Below are 20,322 nucleotides of genomic sequence, written 5' to 3'. Positions count from 1 at the left end.
AAATGTGCGAGTGTTTAACATGTTTATGACGACATTATTGGGGACGCAGAATTTGTCGCTGACAAAAAGAATTAGGAGACAGGAAAATGGACAAAAAAGTTGAAAAACTTGAAGAAGCTTACGGTGATGTAAATTTAAGCATGTTAGCTGATTTTGCATTAACAAACGGTATTTCCGGACATGAGCGTGAAATGGCTCAGGTTTACAAGAATTGGGTTGAGGAGTTCTCAGATGATGTATCGTTTGATAACTTGGGTTCAATCATTGCCCACAAAGAAGGTGCAGCCAATGGTCCAAAGATTATGTTTGCTGGACACATAGACGAAATCGGTTTTTTAGTTAAGAGTATCGATGATAATGGATTCTTAAGACTGCATCCAGTTGGTGGATGGTGGCCACACGTGTTGTTATCACAACCTGTTACCATTACAACACGTTCCGGACAAGACTATGTTGGTGTTGTCGGTTCAAAGGCTCCCCATGGAATGGCACCTGCTGTTCGCAATAAAGTTATGGAACTTAAAGACCTTTATGTAGATCTTGGTGTTGCTTCTAAAGACGAAGTTCGTATCCTTGGGATTCAAGTTGGTGATGCAATTACACCAAAAGCGGACTTCCATGTTATGGCCAATCCAAATTACCTTATGTCAAAAGCATGGGATAACCGTATTGGAGCTGCAGTTGCAGCAGAAGTAATTCGTGGATTAAAGAATGAAAGTACTGATGCGCATATTTATTCTGTTGGAACCGTACAAGAGGAAGTCGGTCTTCGCGGAGCAAAAACTGCTGCTCAAAAAATAAACCCTGATATCGCAGTTACAATTGATACAACAATTGCTACAGATACACCCGGTGAAACCAATAATGTTAAATTAGGCGTTGGTGTGACTTTGGAAGTCATGGACGCTTCATACATAAGCCATAAAGGCCTTCTGTACCACTTACAAGATCTTTGTGATGAATTGGGTATCGATTACCAATTCGAACTACTCTCAGCAGGTGGGACGGACTCTGGCGAGATCCATAAAGTCCATGATGGTGTTATTACAGTAACAGTATCCATTCCAACACGCTACATTCATTCACATTATGGTATTATTCATAGAAAAGACTATCTCGACACAGTTAAATTATTGACTGAATTTGCACGACGTGCAAACGCCGAAGTTCTTGAAGAACTAAGAAACTACAAACGATAAAATTACACAAGGACCGATGATAAATCGGTCCTTTAATTATGTGAAAACTTCATAATCCTCATAAAATTATAAAGCGTTTACATTAATTATACCCACTTAGAAGTGGGTTATTTTAATTATGTGATAAAAGACGATAAAAAAATGAAAAGAAAGCCTTTACAAACATTATAACGATAGATATAATATGGGTGTAATTGGTACCTACAACTTAAAATTGTCGGTCACCATAAATCATCAGGGTATGATGAGGAGAAGGAGGATTTATATGGATGGAATGATCCAGTTTTTCGAAGACAAGCTAGTTCCAATCGCGGCAAAGATTGGTAACCAACGTCACTTGGTTGCAATCCGTGATGCGTTTGCGGCTTTAATGCCACTCGTTATGGCGGGTGCGATTGCGTTATTACTTAATAACGTTGTATTTAGTTCTGGGGGACTTATTGCAACACTATTTAAAGCTGAAGAGAGTGGTTTCTTCCAATTTACTGGGAAATATATCTCTCCAGTCTTAGGTGCTATGGACGCCGGTACGTTGTCTATCTTGGGTCTTGCCTTAGTATTTACAATTGCTTACCTACGTGCTCAATTTGAAAATCAAGATGCCCTAATAACAGGAACAATTGCTATGGGTTCGTTTATTATTCTTGGTGCTCTATCACGTCAAAACTTGCAAATTGCAGGATGGGTTGGCCACTACTTAGGTAGCCAAGGAGTATTCGTTGCTCTTATCGTTGGACTTATTGCTCCAGCAATCTACTTTGCGATTGTCAACAAAAACTGGACAATCAAAATGCCAGATACAGTTCCACCAGCAGTAACACGTGGATTTATGGGAATCATTCCTGGATTTATCGTATTACTTATCTTCGCGATCGTAAAATTTGTGATTGCATCAATTGGATGGGGCGGACTCGAGGAAATGTTTGGTGAAGCTGCATTAAGCCCATCAATCTTTATGCTCTTTGAAGTCTATATTGCGAAGCCATTTGCTTCAATCTCACAAGGTCCAGTATTAATTATTGTAATTTCAGTACTTATCCCATTACTATGGTTCTTTGGATTACACGGTGCTAACCTACTTGCTGCGGTTATGAGTCCAATTTATGGAACATTGGGAACACACAACTTGCAAGCATTTGAAAAAGGAATTACTGCTGTAAGTAAAGACCCACTTGGACAAAATACATTGGCTTATTGGGTAAGTGGATCATGGGATGCATACGTATTCCACGGTGGATCTGGTGCTACATTACCACTAATCATTGCTATCTTACTATTCTCGAAAGTTCGTGATCAAAAAGAAGTTGCTCGTTTGAGTTTAGCTCCAGGTATCTTCATGATTAACGAACCCGTTCTCTTCGGTATTCCTATCGTATTGAACCCAATATACATAATTCCATTTGTGTTGAATCAACCAATTCTTGCAATGGTTGCATATGGTGCATCACTTGCAGGATTCGCTGGACCAATTGTTAACTCGGTTCCTTGGACAACACCACCTATCTTGAATGCACTTCTTGCTACAAACTTCAGCATGGGTGCAGGTGTTATTGCAGCACTTAACTTAGTTATTGCATTCGTGATTTATGTACCATTTGTAATGGTGGCAAACAATGCTGATGCAAAAATTAACGCAGCTTAGTATTTGAATTTCTTAAAGCAATAGAAATAAAATATAAAGTCCTGTATAATATCTCTTATACAGGACTATTTTTATGAAGGAGCCATGCCATGATTAAAGAAACTATCTATATTGAAAAGCCAATCAATGAAGTTTGGAATTTTGTTGAAATGGAATTCGCTAAAGTGTTCAAGACTAGCCCATCAAAATTAATCGGTAAGACAATTACTGTTGAAACTATGAACTTCACAGGAAAGATGTTCAATATCGAACAATCAATCACGACACAAGAAAAACATAAGGAGTTAATTCTTCGATCAGAGTCTGGCAAGGATATTGTTTTATGTCATTATCAATTTGAAGCAGATGGTGATAATGGAACATACTTAACTTCATTCGAAGATGGAGAAGGCAAGACAAGCAAGTTGAGAACCATGAACTACTCACTTATGACTTTGCCGATTCTCAGAGGATCAGCAAAAAAGAAATTAAGAAGACGTCTTGAAGGAATCAAAATGATGTTAGAACAAGGAGAACAAAAAGATGATACTAGTATCGAGCCCGCTTAAACGAGATTTCATCGTTGAGCTTATAGATGGATATGAAATTGATGGTTTTACGTTTAAACATGAAAAGTCAGAGGGAATGAAATTATTCTTTTCGACAAACAAGCCTGAGGAATTAGACAAGGCAATTCGTCATGTTAAAGACCGCATTAAAGGATCAGACTTAGGACGTACACTCTTTTTCCAAGTCGTTGCAGCTTAAAGCTATAGCAAAGCCAAGTGATACACTCACTTGGCTTTTTTTTATCAGAGTCTGTTTCCAGAGAGGATGCACTCAACCTTCATACGATTGGGATCCTCAAAATAAAGAATATCAGGACTCATATCTTGTTTATCCGTATAAAGCAAGGGAATGCCATGTTCAATGAGGTGTGATTGTATCTGGTTGAACTGTGTTTGGTTTGCGACATGAAATGCAAGATGGTTGAGACCAGAGTGTTTGCGATGATACGGTGGGTGAAGATATTTATCTTCAGTCTGTACAAAGACAATATAGGTGTCCTGAATGCGATAGCTAAATCCATCAGGCCACTCTTGATAGAGTGCGTACCCCAACGTATCCAAAAACCAAGACCAAAACTGGCGCGTTTCATTTAAGTCAGCAACATAGAGTTCGATGTGATGTAACATACTGTGTCTCCTTAAAAAGAAAGGATGCTTCCATCCTAAAGTAAGTTCGAAAGTTTTAAGAACTTGGTATATTTGTAATTGTGAACATCGATTGAATAATCAAAAATTTCACCTGATTTAAACATTGATTTATTTGTAGAGATTAATGCAGGATCACCAACTTCAAGACCCAAGAGTTTGGCATCTTTCTCATTCAAGGGACCCGCTTCAATAATACGATCAACATATCCAATTTGTTTCTTAAGTGCTTGTTGAATGTAGTTGTAAATAGAGTTATTGATAATTTCTTTGTTTAAGAATGGAATGTATTGCTTGTTGTAATAGGAGTATTCAACAACCCATTTCTTCCCATCGATAATACGAAGGCGGTTGATGAAATACAAATCATCGCCAACATTGCACTGCATAATCTCGGCAATTTTCTTTGTTGCTTTTACTTCTTGGAATTCAAGAAGTTTGGTTTCAATCTTGCTGTATTGATAATCGGCAGTAAGTCCACGAAAGTTTTCAAGGTTGATCGCATTGGAGTTTTTCATTGAGACGTCACGTATAAACATGCCACTTCCTTGAACAGGCATAATGAAGCCTTTTTTTACCAGAGTATCAATTGCTTTTCGAATCGTATTTCTACTGACACCATATTCATTTACGAGATCTTCTTCGGTGGGTAGTTTGTTCCCAGTATTGTTGTAGTGACCATTCATGATCTTTTGTTCGATTTCCAAACTTATACTCTGGTATTTGTGTGTCATTTCTCGCCTCCATGCGACCCCTCTACGCTAGTGAAATTATAGCATAAAAAGGGCTTGAACTCAATGTTCAAGCCACTATTTACTAGAGATTTCGATAGTTTACAAGTTCGATGCCATTTGCATCTGCAAGTGCTTTTAAACTTGGGTCGCACATGATGTCTAATTCGTCCTTACGCCAGTGTGTATAACTGGAGATGGATTCCAAATAATCATCGACATAAGCGGGATGTGTCATAACATCAACGGCTTCGTAATCTTTGTCAGTAAACAAATCAACGAAGAAATCGCGTGTAACGCCATCCTTGTAAAAGTATTCATTAACCTTTACCTGCGTTGGGAGTTCCGACTCTCGTGATCGATAGGGAACACCATGCTTCGCAGCAAGTTTTTCGGTAACAGGTCTTAAAATCGGATGCATATGCACATGATGGTGTGAGTCCAAATGGGTAATATCCAAATGTTGCTTGATGGCTTCAATTTGAGCGTCCCACTCTGCGAACACTTCATCCAGATCTATTGCTTCATCAATTGTATCAATCGAATATTTGAAACGACCTTCTTCATTAACAAGAGTTTTATGTGTTTTTAGTAACGGTGATTGCGTTGTAAGAACCATGTGGACACCAACGCCCAAGGATGGATTCTCTTTTGCTAAGGCAATTGCCTCTTCTGTATAGCGTGTGTTTGCCATGAGTGTAGTGGATGTAAGAATTCCATTCTTATGACATTCAATAATCGCCTTATTCCCCCCAGAAGTAAGGCCAAAATCATCGGCATTAATAATAACTTTCATGTTAATTCCTCCTAGTAAAATTATACCACGTTTGGTATGATTGTGGAGGAGGTATTCTATGAAAACTACAATTAAGATTACAATGGAAAATGGCCAAGAAATGGTCGCAGAACTTTACGAAGACGTTGCACCCAAAACGGTTGCGAACTTCTTGAAACTTGTCGAGGAAAAATTCTATGATGGTGTAATTTTCCACCGTGTTATTCCTGGATTTATGATCCAAGGTGGCGATCCAGATGGTACTGGTATGGGTGGCCCAGGTTATTCAATTGAAGGTGAATTTACTTCAAATGGTTTCAAAAATGATTTGAAACACACAACGGGTGTCTTATCGATGGCGCGTGCTATGGATCCAAACAGTGCTGGGAGCCAATTCTTTATTATGGCTCAAGATTCACCCCATCTTGATGGACAATATGCTGCATTTGGTAAAGTAATCGAAGGTCTTGATACAATTCAAGAAATTGTTTCTGTCAAACGCAATCACAACGATCGACCTGATGTTGACCAACGTATTGCAACAATCCGCGTTATTTAGTTAAAAAAGTGCATCGAAATATCAAAAAGGCAGCCGTGAGGCTGCCTTAAATGCTTTGAGGGGATGTAAAGCATTACAATCTTATGACTGCATATACATCATATCGTGCATTTAAAAATCTGTAAACTTTTTGACAGTGAATTCGTTGCTTTTCAAAGATTAAAGACGTTGGATTTCCTTCGGAAAGGCGTTCATGACATTTACGCCGCCATTCGTGACATTCACCAAATCTTCGATGCGTACGCCCCCAACTCCAGGGATATAAATGCCAGGTTCGATAGAGAAACACATTCCGGGTTCAATTAATGTGGCATTTGCAGCTGACACATCAAGGGTCTCATGCGTCTCAATTCCAATACCGTGCCCTGTGCGATGGACGAAGTAGGGTCCATATCCTGCATCTGTGATAACATCTCGCGCTGCCTTGTCGACATCAGATAAAGGGATATCAGGTTTCACAGCTGCGATGGCTGCTTCGTTAGCGCGACGTACTATGTCATAGATTTTTTCAATTTCTGGATTGGATCCAACGAAAAATACACGCGTCATGTCGGAAGCATATCCTTTGTAGAACCCACCCATGTCAATAAGGACGGCATCACCTTCTTTAAGTACACGGTCTGAAGGGACGCCATGGGGATCAGCAATGTTTTCGCTAAATACAACAATGGGTTCAAAACTCGGTCCTTCCAAAGGTGCCGTGCTTTGCTTTTGCAATACGATTGCTGCGAGTTCTTTTTCAGTCATACCAACTCGAATGATTGCTTTCATTTCTTCCATTATACGGTCATTGTGGTGGGATGCCGCAATCATTATTTCAATTTCGTTAGCATCCTTAATGCGGCGGATCTGTTCGAGTTCCGAAGATGCATCCGCAATATCATAGTGCTTGATGAATGGAATCACAAAACGCGCGGGCCAGTTCCCATCGATTCCCAATGTCCCTGCGTCAAGATGATCCATGATGATTTGCACAGCATCATCACTGTCCGTGAAGCAGACAGTTTCAATATCATGGGGTGCACTAAAAAGTGAGTTTAAGAATAAAAGGGGTGTACCCGTCTTTTTGACCAAAAGCGCAAGCATTCTTTCGCCGACATGAAAGTGGTGTCCTGTAAAGTACTTGACCATCATTTCATCGCTAATAATGAGCTGATTGAGGGTCATGGTTTCTTGAAGTTGTTGTAGTCGTGTCATATCAAATCTCCTTTGTCTTATTATATTCCTTTAGGTATCGCAAATGCAATCAAGGAGTACTTATGCTACACTAGGGGTGAGAAAGGATGTGTTATCGATGGAAAATGAAGTATCGCAAGTTATCATTGTCAATAGAAGTGCAGCCGATGCGTCAATTCAAATTGTTATTCCGCCATTCCGTCCGATTAGCCTTTTCGAACTTGAAGACAGTTTCGAAGAAGTAACGCGCGAAATTAAAGATAACATTCATGACGTTCGTCTCTCCGATAAGATAATTGGATTTGTTACCGCTTTTAAGGATTCAATGGACGAAGAAGATGTGCTCCCGATTGTTGAGTATTTCCTACAAGGGGATGTCACAACCATGGATCCAAACCAAATTCAATTAGTTTTCGCAACAATCAAAGAATTTATTGACTTTACAAATGATAATGAACGCTTAATGCATTAGACCTCTTCGGAGGTTTTTTTATTAATTTGTATTATTTTGTGAATTGCATTAAAATTATCTCAGTATTAGGGTGGTAATCATGGCAGATTTTCTGGAAATTTTTGTATACTTATTACAACATGTAGTGCCGATTTCGGTTCTTTTTTGTGCGGCTTGGCAATGGGTTGCCCGTGCAGTTTTAGGGATTCCATTCACATGGGCGATGGTCCGTTATTTTGTCTATTTTGTCCTCATTCAGTTTGTGATGAATATTATAATTATTTACAATGCAGAAGCCTATTCCAATCCACTTGTTGTCTTTGGGACCGAGTATGTTACCTATATTGTGCAAACGGTTATCTTTACGTGGATTATTGTTCGAAACTACAAAAAGGATCTTGTCACAGCGTGGATTGCTGTGGTGTTGGGTTTGTATTTTTCAATGAATGTCTTTACGTTGGCATCTGTAGCGGTTGTACTTCAACTTCCGGATCAAATGATTACAGAAGAAACCCTGAAAATCATCTATGTTATCGTGGCGTTTGTGGGCCTTTGTTTCTCGAAACTGTTACGAATGTTGCACTTTTCAGAAGCCTTTCATGATGTTACTGCGAAGCGTTGGTTGAAATGGTCCGTCCTTGTTGCCGTGTATCTAATCAAAGATATTGTACGCTTTGAGTTTGGCTTTAATCCCAACAATACATCTCAGGATTTGGTCATATTTACCGTTGCGTGTTTGACGACTTTCAATGTATATCTCTTTATCTATGCACTGGGATCATATGAGCAAAGTCGCAGCAAACTAACCGATGGTGTGAGTCGTCTGCTGACGGTGAAGAAATCGATTGAGCATCTTGAACAACTGCAAACAGATATGCGTCACATGCGCCACGATCTACAAAATATGATGTTGGGAATTGCAATGCCTGGAATTCTCAATAATACCGATGAGACGCAACAATATATTACTGACGTTATTGCGTACATGACTACATCATCAACACCATCCGAACAAGACATGAATGAGAATGAGGGCATCCATGATCGCCCGATTGCCTATTGGAAAATGTTAATTGTTGGTGCTTTATTCGTTTTTGGCATCGTGTTGTTGATGACAACATTCTGGCAAAACAGTTATCTCAATTTATTCATGATTATTATTCTAAGCATTTTAATGGCGATATCACTCCGTGTAACTGGTATGATGCACCGTCGCCGTAGCAATCATGTGGGTGCACTTTATGAAGAACAAACGCTATACCTGCAAATGTTGGCTAATGTCAGTGAGAAGTTACACCGCGAACGTGATGCAACACTGGCAGCACTTCGTGATTTGAATATGCAAGTTGAAACAGGGGAAGTAACTGCAATTCAGACTTTTTTCGCGCACGAATTTTCAAATGCAATGGCGCCATTCCAAGATGATCTTAGAAATACGTACGCATTTCATAATCTTAGAATTGTTGAGTTGCAAGGATTGGTGTTAGGAAAAGCACATCAAGCCCGGGTAGCGGGAAAACAATTCATTATTGAAGTTAACGAACCCATTCGAAATATTCGCTTTGAAATTAAAGATGCACTGCGCTGTCTGGGAATTCTTTTGGATAATGCGATTGAGTGCGAAGATGCAAAAATCATCAAATTTATTGTCTATAAGGAAAATGATAAAGTAACGTTCTTAGTCGAGAACGAGTGTGGCGATGACGTTTCCATCCAACAATGTTTTAAGAATCGTTTCTCAACCAAAGGACAGGAACGGGGTGAAGGATTGAGCAGTTACCGTCACATTATCAATAAGTATGACAATATCATGACACGGACACAAATTCGTGAGAATCGTTTCATGCAAACCATTAGAATAGGAGGAAACAGTCCATGTTAAGAATTTATATTTGCGAAGACAATCACGAAATTCGCAACTTTATTAGCGAAACGGTTTCCAATCATATTCTGATGCAGGGGTATGATATGCGTGTTGTCTTAGCCACTGATAAACCCTCTGAAGTTTTAGTGGATATGGTCACTCACAGTGACCAATGTCTGTACTTTCTTGATGTTGATTTGGGAGAGGGTGAACGGAATGGATTTGCTTTAGCGAAAGAGATTCGAACGATAGATGCGCGTGGGTTTATTGTTTTTGTAACGACGCATGGTGAGTTGGCCTTTGAAACATTTAAACATCGCGTTGAAGCAATGGACTACATTGTTAAGGATGATGTAGGTATCATGCAAAGCCGTATCACTGCCTGCATTGATAGTGTACAAATGCGCATAAGTCACACGCAATCACGAGAACCGAAATTCTTTACAACGAAAATCTTTGATGAAATTGTGAATGTTGATCTCGATACTGTGGTTTACTTTGAGACCTCGGTAAAGAAACATCGCATCATCTTGACGGCTTTGGATGACAGTTTTGAATTCTTTGGTAGCTTGAGTGATATCGCTGCATCACTTCCTGAGAACTTCATTCGTGTGCACCGTTCATACCTGATTAATAAACACATGATCAAGAGTATCTATTACAGTGAGAATCGCATTGTATTCAAGGATGGCAGTGAGTGTTCCATTTCACGTTCAGCAAAAAAAATACTTAAAGAGGCCATTTAGGCTTAAGAAGTGGTTGTTTGGGAAGCACAACCACTTTTTTGTACCCATTCCGATACTATGAATGCATACAGGAGCTATGATTATATTCAAGTTTACTTATGGTAATGATAAAAAAATGTAGTCGATTGACGAATTTTCCAACTAGACTTCATATTTTTAAATGATTGAGAAAACAAGACTATAATTTATACAGGACGTTATCGCACTGTTACGAGATTGACGAATCGCCGTGAAATACTGTGCATATTACCTGTAGATGATTCATCGCATACGAAGAGAAGGAGAAACACATGATTGAAGTAAAAAACTTAGTTAAAGATTATGGTAAGGTTGTTGGAGCGAATAATGTCTCTTTGACAGCAAGACCAGGCGAGTTAACCGTACTTTTAGGGGAAAATGGTGCTGGGAAATCAACAACGATTAAAAGCATTATCGGTTTGTTGGAATTTCAAGGGAATATTGAAATTTGTGGCTACGACAATAAGTCAGTCGAAGCAAAGAAGGCGTTTGGGTATATACCAGAAACACCCATTCTCTATGATTTGCTCACCATTGATGAACATATTGAATTTATTGGTAAATCCTACCGTTTGGATGATTATGAAATTGTTTCCAACAAGTACTTAGACATTTTCCACTTGCAAGAGAAACGAAAAACAGTCGCACGCGAACTCTCAAAAGGGATGCGTCAGAAACTATCAATGGTACTTGCTTTAATGCTTGAACCCCAAGCGTTGCTTGTTGATGAACCAATGATGGGGCTTGATCCAAAGAGCATTGAAGAAACGCTACAAATTCTTGTTGCGCTTAAAAAAGAGAATGTCAGCATCCTCATGAGTACCCACATTATTGATATGGTTAATGAAGTGTGGGACCGTGCATACATTATGCAACGGGGTGTCGTAGTAAAAGAAATCGCCCGTGCTGAACTTGACGGTCGTTCATTAAAAGATATCTACTTTGAAATAGGTGATCAAAATGAAAGCACTCTTTAGTCTCTCGTTTGTTAAGAAGAAGGCGAAAATTCGTTCAATTCTAAGCAAACCGTTATCCGCAATCTTAACACTTGTTGTTGTGGCAGGATACATTTGGTCACTCTCAAAAATGTTCACAGTAACCGGAAGTGATATCATGGATCGCGATGCGATGATGATCTATACCATTACAAACGCCATGATTATGCTTATCTTTGTTGTGATTATGTTGGTTCAGAAAAAAATGAGTCTCTTTTTTGTAGAGGATTCTTACTACATGTTTATTGGTCCATTTTCGAATCGCCAGATTCTCACATATCTTATTTTAGAAGATATTCTTCCCGCGATTATGATGGGGATGGTAACATCGTTTTTCACAACCATTGCCATGGCGTCCATGTATCAAATCCCACCCGTGTTATTCGTACTCGCAACATTGAGTGTGTCCATTGTCATGTATTTTGTAACGGTGATGATTGATTTCTTTTACTTGAAGAAGCTGATCACCAAACGCACTTCAAAAGCGCAAATCGGTATCCTAGCTATATTATTATTGGTGCTTGCAGGTATGATGGTGTGGTCAATTTATCAGTCCGGATGGGATTTACGTGCAGGATTCATGAATTTCTTTATCGGTGACATGTTCGATTGGATTCCAATCTTTGGTTGGAGCCGTTGGGCACTGAGTGCTTATGTTGTCGGAAACACATGGCTCTCCGTAGCAATCTATGCAGGTCTTGTTGCATGTTGTATTGGGTTGGCTCTCATTGTAATTAATACAAAAGGGTACTTCTATGAACAAGCAATTATTGATGCTGAAGAATTTACGAAATACTACCGTGCTGCAATGGCAGGGAATACGGAGTCCGTGAATCAAAAGGTTCACGAGTCAAAAGTATCGTTTGCAGAAGGTGCGCAGGCACTGTTCTCAAAGAATTTGCTCGTTGCGAAGAAAACGCGTTCCATTATATCGATGAATGAGTTCGCTGGAATTGCTTCAATGGTAGGGGTCATGATGTTCAGTGGTGCACCGTTTATTCTAATTATGGGAATGCTTGTGATGTATCTCTCGTTTATTGTGAGCTCCGAAAGTATCAAAACGGACTTCAAGAGTCCATATACTTACCTGATACCGGAAAAACCCTTAAAGAAACTGATGGCATCAATCGCATTACCTATGTTGAAGACACTGATAATGGCGACAATTGCAGTCGTTGTTCCGGCAATCTATCTGAGTGTTCCACTTATCCAAATGGGTATTGCTCTTATTGTGGTGTTTGCCGTTGTCATGTGCGTGTACGCAAGTAATGTCTTAGCGATACGTATGTTGAAGACTCGCACAACAATGATGATTGAGTCAGCAGTGCGCATGGCGTCTATTATGGCTATGATTGCACCTGCTGCTTTGGGTGTGTGGCTTGCATACCTGGCAGGTGTTGATCTTACAGTACTTATTTATGCCGGAAGCATTCTTGGGAGTTGTCTTGCTGTTGTTGTTGCACTGATTGTATTCAAGATGTGTTCACCAATGATGAATGGTACAGAATATTAAAAGAGCGAAATGAAAGACACCGCCGTACAAATAACGACGGTGTTTTTTTCTAGTGATAGTATTCATGTTTTGTTATAATTAATCCATGGAGGTTTGAATATGATAACAATTGAACCGATTAATGATGACAATGTTTGGAAGGTGTGCAATCTCCAAGTGAGCGAATCCCAAAGAGACTTTGTTGCCACAAACGAACAAAGTATCATCGAGGCTTATACAACGATCATTCAAAATAAGATAGCTTTACCGTACGCTCTCAAGCATAACGAGGACACCGTTGGTTTTGTCATGTTAGGGTATGATCGCATTGATGCTGATGATCCAGCCATTGCAGATGGAAATTATTGCTTGTGGCGTTATATGATTGATGCCAAATGCCAAGGGAAAGGATACGGCCGAGCAGGAATTGAAGCGGTGTTGGAATTCATAAAATCTGCACCCGTGGGTGAGGCGAAAGCGTGTTGGCTTTCCTATGAACCCGAAAACAGTGTCGCCCAAAAACTGTATGCTTCTTTTGGGTTCGAAGAAACAGGAGAAATTTGCTCGGATGAGTTGGTAGCAGTTAAAGTATTTGACTAAAAAAGGAGCTGAGGCTCCTTTTAGTTGTTTTGGTCGCTAATATCATCCAGTTGAATAGTAAGTGCGTCAATGGATACAGTAAGTTCCCGTAAGAGACAGGCAAGGGATATCACAAGTAAGACTAAGGCTATCGCAAACAATGCTGCAGATGCAAATGGTATTTTTAGCATTGCAACAAGCATGCTGATAACTGCAACGATAAAACTTGCAGCACCAAAGATTTGCATCTTCTTAATCACGTCCATGCGATATTTAAGGTTGGCAATCTGATCAAGATTTTGTTGCTTTGGATGTTGTTGATTGTCATTGTATAAAGCGCGAATAAGGTCTGCAAGCACGACAAACCGATTTGTGTATGCGAGCATTAAAAGCGAGATTGCGGGGAAAATAAGTGCTGGGGTAGTGAGGGAAAAATCGAATGTGAAATCCATAATAAACTCTCCTTGATAGTTGTCAAAAACATAACAAATGAATTCGGTTACTTTTATTGAATTATACACTATGAGGCTATAGAATGATAGAGCAAGGGAATAGAGAGCGAGGCATTATTTATGAGATATTTAAAGAATCCATCGACCAATCCTTACTTCAATTTAGCATTGGATGAATATGCAATGAAGTCGATTGAATGCGATGAAGATTTCTTTTTTTTATGGCAAAATGAGCCGTCAGTAATTATTGGGAAAAACCAAAATACTGCCGAAGAAATCAATCAAGGGTTTATTGATGAACGCGGCATTAAAGTCGCAAGACGTGTTTCTGGTGGTGGTGCAGTTTATCATGATTTTGGTAATTTGAACTTTACCTTTGTTATCAATGTGGATGACCCGGGTAAAGTAAATTACAAGAAATATGTGCAACCAATTATCGATGCCTTAGCAAGTATGGGTGTCAGTGCAGAAGCATCCGGACGCAATGATATTTTGTTGGATGGCCTCAAAATATCTGGGAATGCACAACGCATGGCAAACGGAAAATTGATGCATCATGGGACACTGATGTTTGATGTGAATGTTGAAGATCTTGTCGATGCCTTAAATGTAAGTCCTGACAAGATAACCTCAAAAGGTGTGAAATCAGTACGTTCGCGAGTTACAAACATCAAAGAACACCTCCCTGAGGGAACAACACTCCAAGATTTTTGGGATTCGTTGCAATACTACTTATCCAATGAAGGTAAGGATGCAGAGATTGTGCTTACAGATGCCGACCTCGCAAAGATTGAGTACGAGGCAGTCAACCGTTTTGGTACCTGGGATTGGATTTACGGTTACTCACCCGAGTTTAATCTCAAAAACAGCAACCGTTTCCCTGGGGGAAAAGTTGAGTTGTTGATGGATGTTAACGAAGGTCGGATTCAATCCGTTCGGTTCATTGGTGACTATTTGGGCGTTGAAGATGTTGCGGAAGTTGAAGCGCGTCTTCAGGGTGTTCGATTCCACAGAGCAGATGTTGCTGCTGTATTAAGTGGTCTTGAACTTAAGAAATATTTCGGAATGATTACACAAGAAGAACTTTTATCGTTAATGTTTGATTAATTGTGATTTATCGGAAAGAATTCACACGAAACACATCATTATCATTGAATGAAACCCTGTTACATGGTACATTTATAGGGTATTACGTGGCACTTCGTGCAAAACGTAAATAGAGAAGGGAAATGGAGATTTTTTATGGCACAAACAAAAAAAATCAAAGCGTTGGACTTTGAAGCTCAACTGAAATCAGTTGAGAAGTTATACCCAACATTCCAGATTCTAGATGAGACTGGAAAAGTCGTGAGCAATGATTTGCTCCCTGACTTAAAAGACGAAGAGTTGGTTGAACTTTTCGAACAAATGTTGTGGTCAAGAGCGTTGAACGATCGTTCAACAACATTGGCACGTCAAGGACGCTTGGGTTTCTTTGCTCCTACAGCAGGACAAGAAGCATCACAAGTTGCATCCCATTTTGCATTTGACAAAAAGGATGTTCTTTACCCAGGATACCGTGATATTCCACAATTAGTATTACACGGATTACCACTCCACAAAGCATTTTTATGGAGCCGTGGACACGTTGAGGGAAACAACTATCCAGAAGACTTACAAGCAATGCCACCACAAATCATTATCGGTGCGCAAATTATCCAAGCAGCCGGTTCGGGTGTTGGACTTAAAAAACGTGGTAAGCAACAAGTTGCATTTACATATACTGGAGACGGTGGATCATCACAAGGTGATACATACGAAGGTATGAACTATGCTGGAGCTTTCAAAGCACCTGTTGTTTTCTACATTCAAAATAACGGTTATGCGATTTCGACACCACGTCATGTCCAAACAGCAGCACCTACATTGGCACAAAAAGCCGCAGCAGCTGGTATTCCAGGAATTCAAGTCGATGGAATGGATGCACTTGCAGTTTACACAGTGTCAAAAGCAGCGCGTGACTGGGCTCTTGCAGGAAATGGTCCTGTACTTATCGAAACATTAACATCACGTTTCGGTCCTCACTCACTATCAGGTGATGATCCAAAACGTTACCGTGACCAAGCATCATTTGATGAATGGGACAAAAAAGATCCATTGATCCGTATGCGTAATTTCTTAACTGAAAAAGGCTTATGGACTGAGGAACATGAAGTTGAATTAATCGAACGTTACGACGAAGAAATTAAAGAAGCTGTGAAGCTTGCTGATGCAACACCAAAACAAAAAGTTTCTGACTTCTTGAAAAATATGTTCGAAGTACCTACAAATGTTATTGAAGAACAAATTGCATATTTTGAAAAAAAGGAGGGTAACAAATAATGGCACAATTAACAATGATCCAAGCCATTACAGAAGCGCTTGATATTGCCCTTGAACGTGATGAAAATACATTGATTTTCGGAGAAGACGTTGGGAAAAATGGTGGAGTATTCCGCGCAACTGATGGACTTCAAGAGAAACATGGTGAAGACCGTGTATTCGATACACCTTTAGCTGAATCTGGAATTGGTGGTTTAGCAATCGGACTTGCATTGGAAAAATTCCGACCTATTCCTGAAGTACAATTCTTTGGTTTTGTATTTGAAGTTATGGACTCAATCGTAGCTCAAATGGCACGTACACGTTACCGTTTAGGTAATACACGTAACATGCCAATTACAATTCGCTCACCATTCGGTGGTGGTGTTCATACTCCTGAACTTCACTCAGACAACTTGGAAGGCTTAATGGCACAAACACCTGGTATTAAGGTAGTTATTCCATCAAACCCTTACGATGCAAAAGGTTTATTACTTGCTGCAATCGAAGACAATGATCCAGTTGTTTACTTAGAGCACATGAAATTATACCGTTCATTCCGTGACGAAGTTCCAGAAGGCTACTACACAATTCCATTGGGTAAAGCAAATATCGTTACTGAAGGAACTGATGTAACAATCGTAACTTACGGATATATGGTTCGTGAAGCAATTAAGACAGCTGAAACACTCGCAGCAGAAGGAATCTCAGTTGAGGTTATCGACTTGCGTACTGTTTCACCAATTGATATCGAAACAATCGTTGCATCTGTTGAAAAAACTGGCCGCTTGGTTGTCGTGCAAGAAGCACAACGTCAAGCAGGTGTTGGTGTCACTGTTATGGCAGAAATTGCCGAACGTGCAATCTTAACACTTAAAGCTCCAATTGGTCGTGTTGCCGCACCGGATACAGTATTCCCATTCGGTCTTGCAGAAGCTGATTGGTTACCAAACGCAGAAGATATTGCTGTAAAAGTTCGCGAAACAGTAAACTTCGACTAATAGAGGAGGCCACAAATTATGTCATTCAAATTTAAAATGCCTGATGTCGGTGAAGGAATCGCTGAAGGTGAAATCGTACAATGGTTTGTTAAAGAAGGGGACTCCATCAAAGAAGATGAGCCACTACTTGAAATCCAAAACGATAAATTAGTACAAGAAATCCCATCACCTGTTACAGGTACAGTTTCAAAGATTTTAGTTCAACCAGGAACTGTGTCATCAGTAGGTGACGACTTGGTCGAATTTGCTACTGAAGGTGGCGCACCTGTTGCCCACGCTGAAGCAGCACCTGCACCAACACCAGCTGCTCAAGCACCTGCTGCAACAGCATCTGCAAACTTTGTATTCAACATGCCAGATGTTGGCGAAGGTATTGCAGAAGGTGAAATCGTACAATGGTTCGTAAAAGAAGGTGATACAGTCACTGAAGATGCACCAATGTTAGAAATCCAAAATGATAAACTCGTTCAAGAAATCCCATCACCTGTATCAGGAACAATTGCTAAAATCTTAGTAACACCTGGAACAGTATCAACTGTTGGTGATGCACTTGTTGAAATTACAACAGCTGGTGGCACTCATGCTCCAGCACCGGCAGCAACAACTCCTGCACCTGCAGTGAGTGCACCTGTTGGAGAAAAAGCCGGAAACGGAACAACATACGCTGATAACTCAATCGATGGCCGTATCTTAGCAATGCCTTCAGTACGTCGTTATGCACGTGAAAAAGGTGTAGACTTAACACAAGTTGCTGCAACAGGTAAACATGGTCATATTCGTAAATCAGATGTCGATGCATTCTTAGCAGGTGGAGCCCCAGTTCAAACAACTGAAGCAACATTCGCACCAGAAGCAATCGCACCATCAGCAACAACACAAGCAACTACAGAAGCACCAAAAGCAGCTGTCAAAGCGACTGTTACAGCTGCTGGATCAGAAACACGTGAAGCAATGTCACCAACACGTCGTGCAATCGCTAAAGCAATGGTTACAAGCAAACGCGAAGCACCACATGTTACATTATTCGATGAAGTTGATGTTACAGAACTTGTAAATCATCGCAAGAAATTCAAAGATGTTGCCGCAGCACAAGATGCAAAATTGACATTCTTACCATACGTTGTTAAAGCGTTGGTTGCTGTTGTACGTAAGTACCCAGTATTGAACAGTAGTGTTGATGACAAGACAAATGAAATTGTCTATAAAAACTACTTTAACATTGGATTTGCTGCAGATACACCGCATGGTTTATATGTACCAAATATCAAAAACGCAGACTCAAAAGGTCTCTTTACAATCGCTAAAGAAATTACATCACTTGCAAAAGATGCAAATGATAACAAATTAGCATTAGCAGATATGCGTGATGGAACAATCACAATTTCAAATATTGGTTCAGCACGTGGTCTATGGTTTACACCAATCATTAACTTCCCAGAAGTTGCAATCCTTGGTGTTGGACGTATCGACAAGAAACCAGTAGTACTTGAAGACGGTACACTTGGTGTTGGTAATGTCTTAGCATTATCATTGAGCTTTGACCACCGTATTATCGATGGTATGACTGCACAAATGGCGATGAACGAAGTGAAACGCCTCTTGAGCAATCCAGAGCTTCTCTTGATGGAATCTTAATAGAAGGACGGTAAACACATGGTAGTTGGAGATTTAGCATTAGAACTCGATACAGTTGTTATCGGGTCAGGTCCTGGAGGATATGTTGCCGCAATTCGCGCAGCACAACTCGGGAAAAAAGTAGCAATTATTGAAAAAGATGCAATTGGTGGTGTATGTTTGAATGTTGGATGTATTCCTTCAAAAGCATTAATCAATGCTGGACACCGTTACCGTGAGTCATTAGACTCAACGGCATTCGGTATCACATCAGAAAATGTTCATATCGATTTTGCAAAAACACAAGAATGGAAAGATACAAAAGTTGTTAAGACACTTACAACAGGAGTAGCTGGACTTCTTAAAAAGAATAAAGTTGAAATTATCAAAGGTACCGCATTCTTTAACGATACACATCAATTACGTGTTGTTAATGGTGACGATGCACAATCTTACACTTTCAAAAATGCAATCATTGCAACAGGAAGTCGTCCAATTGAAATCAAAGGTTTCAAATTTGGAAAACGTATCATCGATTCAACAGGTGGATTGAACTTAAAAGAAATCCCTAAAAAACTTGTTGTTATTGGTGGAGGATATATCGGTAGTGAGTTAGCTGGAGTTTACGCAAACTTAGGTACTGAAATTACAATCCTTGAAGGTGCACCAACAATCTTGCCACAATTCGACCGCGACATGATCAAACTTGTTGAGAACGAATTTGCGAAAAAGAATGTAACAATTGTTAACAATGCAATGGCTAAAGAAGCCAAAGAAACAAAAGATGGTGTTGAAGTTGTCTATGAAGTCGACGGAAAACCACATACAGTAAACGCTGATTTTGTCATGGTTACTGTTGGACGTCGTCCAAATACAGATGATCTTGGATTGCAAGTTGCTGGAGTTGAAATGAATGATCGTGGACTTATCAATGTTGATAACCAAGGTCGTACAAGTCAATCACACATCTTCGCAATTGGAGATATTGTTCCAGGAGCTGCACTTGCACACAAAGCTTCATACGAAGCGAAGATTGCTGCAGAAGTTATTGCCGGTGAAAACGTTGTCATTGACTACGTTGCTATCCCTGCAGTTTGCTTTACAGACCCTGAACTTGCAACTGTTGGTTTAACAGAAAAAGAAGCAAAAGACCAAGGTTTAACGGTTAAAGTTTCGAAGTTCCCATTCGGTGGAAACGGTCGTGCGTTATCCCTCAATGCAACTGAAGGATTTGTCCGTTTAATTACAGACAAAGAAACAGGTCTACTCTTAGGTGGACAAGTAGCTGGAGTCGGAGCAAGTGACGTTATTGCTGAAATTGGATTAGCTGTTGAAACACGTATGAACGTTGAAGATTTATCATTAACAATTCATGCTCACCCAACATTGGCTGAAACAGTCATGGATGCATCTGAGTTATCACTTGGATTGCCAATTCATATCTAAAATTGAGACACTTACATTCTTGTAAGTGTCTTTTTTTTATGCAACTTCA

The 20,322-nt window shown here is 39.8% G+C and carries 21 protein-coding genes; 16 read left to right on the top strand and 5 right to left on the bottom strand.

Annotated features, from left to right (window positions below; all coding sequences use genetic code 11):
* Positions 1–86 precede the first annotated feature (86 nt).
* The 4 genes from G7062_RS09500 to G7062_RS09485 all read left to right on the top strand — a co-directional run bounded on the left by G7062_RS09500 (position 87) and on the right by G7062_RS09485 (position 3,588).
* Positions 87–1,199, top strand: a complete 1,113-nt coding sequence (locus G7062_RS09500) for a M42 family metallopeptidase (RefSeq protein ID WP_166065688.1) — start codon at positions 87–89, stop codon at positions 1,197–1,199.
* 265 nt (positions 1,200–1,464) lie between these two features.
* Entirely contained in the window at positions 1,465–2,841 is a 1,377-nt protein-coding gene (locus G7062_RS09495) for a PTS sugar transporter subunit IIC (protein ID WP_166065687.1), read from the top strand.
* An 89-nt stretch (positions 2,842–2,930) separates the two neighbouring features.
* Positions 2,931–3,389 carry a hypothetical protein gene (locus G7062_RS09490; protein ID WP_166065686.1) on the top strand — a complete coding sequence of 153 codons (459 nt, stop codon included), beginning with the start codon at positions 2,931–2,933 and terminating at the stop codon, positions 3,387–3,389.
* Positions 3,364–3,588, top strand: coding sequence for a hypothetical protein (locus G7062_RS09485; protein ID WP_166065685.1), 225 nt, complete (start codon positions 3,364–3,366; stop codon positions 3,586–3,588). The genes G7062_RS09490 and G7062_RS09485 overlap by 26 nt, the downstream gene beginning before the upstream one ends.
* A 44-nt stretch (positions 3,589–3,632) precedes the next feature.
* On the opposite strand, the gene G7062_RS09480 is transcribed toward G7062_RS09485, so the two are convergent.
* The 3 genes from G7062_RS09480 to chbG all read right to left on the bottom strand — a co-directional run bounded on the left by G7062_RS09480 (position 3,633) and on the right by chbG (position 5,561).
* On the bottom strand, positions 3,633–4,016 hold the full coding sequence (locus tag G7062_RS09480; protein WP_166065684.1) for a VOC family protein: 384 nt from the start codon (positions 4,014–4,016) through the stop codon (positions 3,633–3,635).
* 35 nt (positions 4,017–4,051) lie between these two features.
* A complete protein-coding gene (locus tag G7062_RS09475; RefSeq protein ID WP_166065682.1) occupies positions 4,052–4,768 on the bottom strand; it encodes a GntR family transcriptional regulator in 717 nt (238 codons plus the stop codon).
* 82 nt (positions 4,769–4,850) lie between these two features.
* Positions 4,851–5,561: a chitin disaccharide deacetylase gene (chbG, locus tag G7062_RS09470; protein ID WP_166065681.1), complete on the bottom strand. Its 711-nt coding sequence runs from the start codon at positions 5,559–5,561 to the stop codon at positions 4,851–4,853.
* A gap of 58 nt (positions 5,562–5,619) precedes the next feature.
* On the opposite strand from chbG, the gene G7062_RS09465 reads away from it, so the two are divergent.
* Positions 5,620–6,099, top strand: a complete 480-nt coding sequence (locus G7062_RS09465; protein ID WP_166065680.1) for a peptidylprolyl isomerase — start codon at positions 5,620–5,622, stop codon at positions 6,097–6,099.
* 159 nt (positions 6,100–6,258) lie between these two features.
* On the opposite strand, the gene G7062_RS09460 is transcribed toward G7062_RS09465, so the two are convergent.
* Positions 6,259–7,296: a Xaa-Pro peptidase family protein gene (locus G7062_RS09460; protein ID WP_166065679.1), complete on the bottom strand. Its 1,038-nt coding sequence runs from the start codon at positions 7,294–7,296 to the stop codon at positions 6,259–6,261.
* 97 nt (positions 7,297–7,393) lie between these two features.
* Between G7062_RS09460 and G7062_RS09455 the strand changes: the two genes are divergently transcribed.
* From G7062_RS09455 to G7062_RS09430, 6 genes are all read left to right on the top strand, one after another.
* Positions 7,394–7,747 (top strand): hypothetical protein, encoded by a 354-nt coding sequence (locus G7062_RS09455; RefSeq protein WP_166065678.1) that lies wholly within the window; start codon positions 7,394–7,396, stop codon positions 7,745–7,747.
* A 79-nt stretch (positions 7,748–7,826) separates the two neighbouring features.
* A complete protein-coding gene (locus tag G7062_RS09450; RefSeq protein WP_166065677.1) occupies positions 7,827–9,608 on the top strand; it encodes a GHKL domain-containing protein in 1,782 nt (593 codons plus the stop codon).
* Entirely contained in the window at positions 9,602–10,336 is a 735-nt protein-coding gene (locus tag G7062_RS09445; RefSeq protein ID WP_166065676.1) for a LytTR family DNA-binding domain-containing protein, read from the top strand. The genes G7062_RS09450 and G7062_RS09445 overlap by 7 nt, the downstream gene beginning before the upstream one ends.
* Before the next feature lie 290 nt (positions 10,337–10,626).
* Positions 10,627–11,331: an ABC transporter ATP-binding protein gene (locus G7062_RS09440; RefSeq protein ID WP_166065675.1), complete on the top strand. Its 705-nt coding sequence runs from the start codon at positions 10,627–10,629 to the stop codon at positions 11,329–11,331.
* Entirely contained in the window at positions 11,315–12,862 is a 1,548-nt protein-coding gene (locus tag G7062_RS09435) for a putative ABC exporter domain-containing protein (protein WP_166065674.1), read from the top strand. Before G7062_RS09440 ends, G7062_RS09435 begins: the two co-directional genes overlap by 17 nt.
* Before the next feature lie 99 nt (positions 12,863–12,961).
* Positions 12,962–13,441, top strand: a complete 480-nt coding sequence (locus tag G7062_RS09430; RefSeq protein WP_166065673.1) for a GNAT family N-acetyltransferase — start codon at positions 12,962–12,964, stop codon at positions 13,439–13,441.
* A 20-nt stretch (positions 13,442–13,461) separates the two neighbouring features.
* Here the strand turns inward: G7062_RS09430 and G7062_RS09425 are convergent, their stop codons facing one another.
* The gene (locus G7062_RS09425) at positions 13,462–13,872 is read right to left on the bottom strand and encodes a DUF2721 domain-containing protein (protein WP_166065672.1); all 411 of its coding nucleotides are present in this window, start codon (positions 13,870–13,872) and stop codon (positions 13,462–13,464) included.
* A 120-nt stretch (positions 13,873–13,992) separates the two neighbouring features.
* Between G7062_RS09425 and G7062_RS09420 the strand changes: the two genes are divergently transcribed.
* From G7062_RS09420 to lpdA, 5 genes are all read left to right on the top strand, one after another.
* A complete protein-coding gene (locus G7062_RS09420; protein ID WP_166065671.1) occupies positions 13,993–14,979 on the top strand; it encodes a lipoate--protein ligase in 987 nt (328 codons plus the stop codon).
* Positions 14,980–15,114: 135 nt separating this feature from the next.
* Positions 15,115–16,233 (top strand): pyruvate dehydrogenase (acetyl-transferring) E1 component subunit alpha, encoded by a 1,119-nt coding sequence (pdhA, locus tag G7062_RS09415; protein ID WP_166065670.1) that lies wholly within the window; start codon positions 15,115–15,117, stop codon positions 16,231–16,233.
* Complete coding sequence (locus G7062_RS09410; RefSeq protein ID WP_166065669.1) at positions 16,233–17,213, top strand: alpha-ketoacid dehydrogenase subunit beta; 981 nt, start codon at positions 16,233–16,235, stop codon at positions 17,211–17,213. The genes pdhA and G7062_RS09410 overlap by 1 nt, the downstream gene beginning before the upstream one ends.
* Before the next feature lie 18 nt (positions 17,214–17,231).
* The gene (locus tag G7062_RS09405) at positions 17,232–18,848 is read left to right on the top strand and encodes a 2-oxo acid dehydrogenase subunit E2 (protein WP_166065668.1); all 1,617 of its coding nucleotides are present in this window, start codon (positions 17,232–17,234) and stop codon (positions 18,846–18,848) included.
* Positions 18,849–18,866: 18 nt separating this feature from the next.
* A complete protein-coding gene (gene lpdA / locus G7062_RS09400) occupies positions 18,867–20,273 on the top strand; it encodes a dihydrolipoyl dehydrogenase (protein WP_166065667.1) in 1,407 nt (468 codons plus the stop codon).
* Positions 20,274–20,322: the final 49 nt, after the last annotated feature.

The organism is Erysipelothrix sp. HDW6C (assembly GCF_011299615.1).
In the GTDB taxonomy this organism is placed as follows: domain Bacteria; phylum Bacillota_I; class Bacilli_A; order Erysipelotrichales; family Erysipelotrichaceae; genus Erysipelothrix.
The sequence above is the reverse complement of the archived record's forward strand: the minus strand, read 5'-3'. Positions and strand labels throughout refer to the sequence as shown.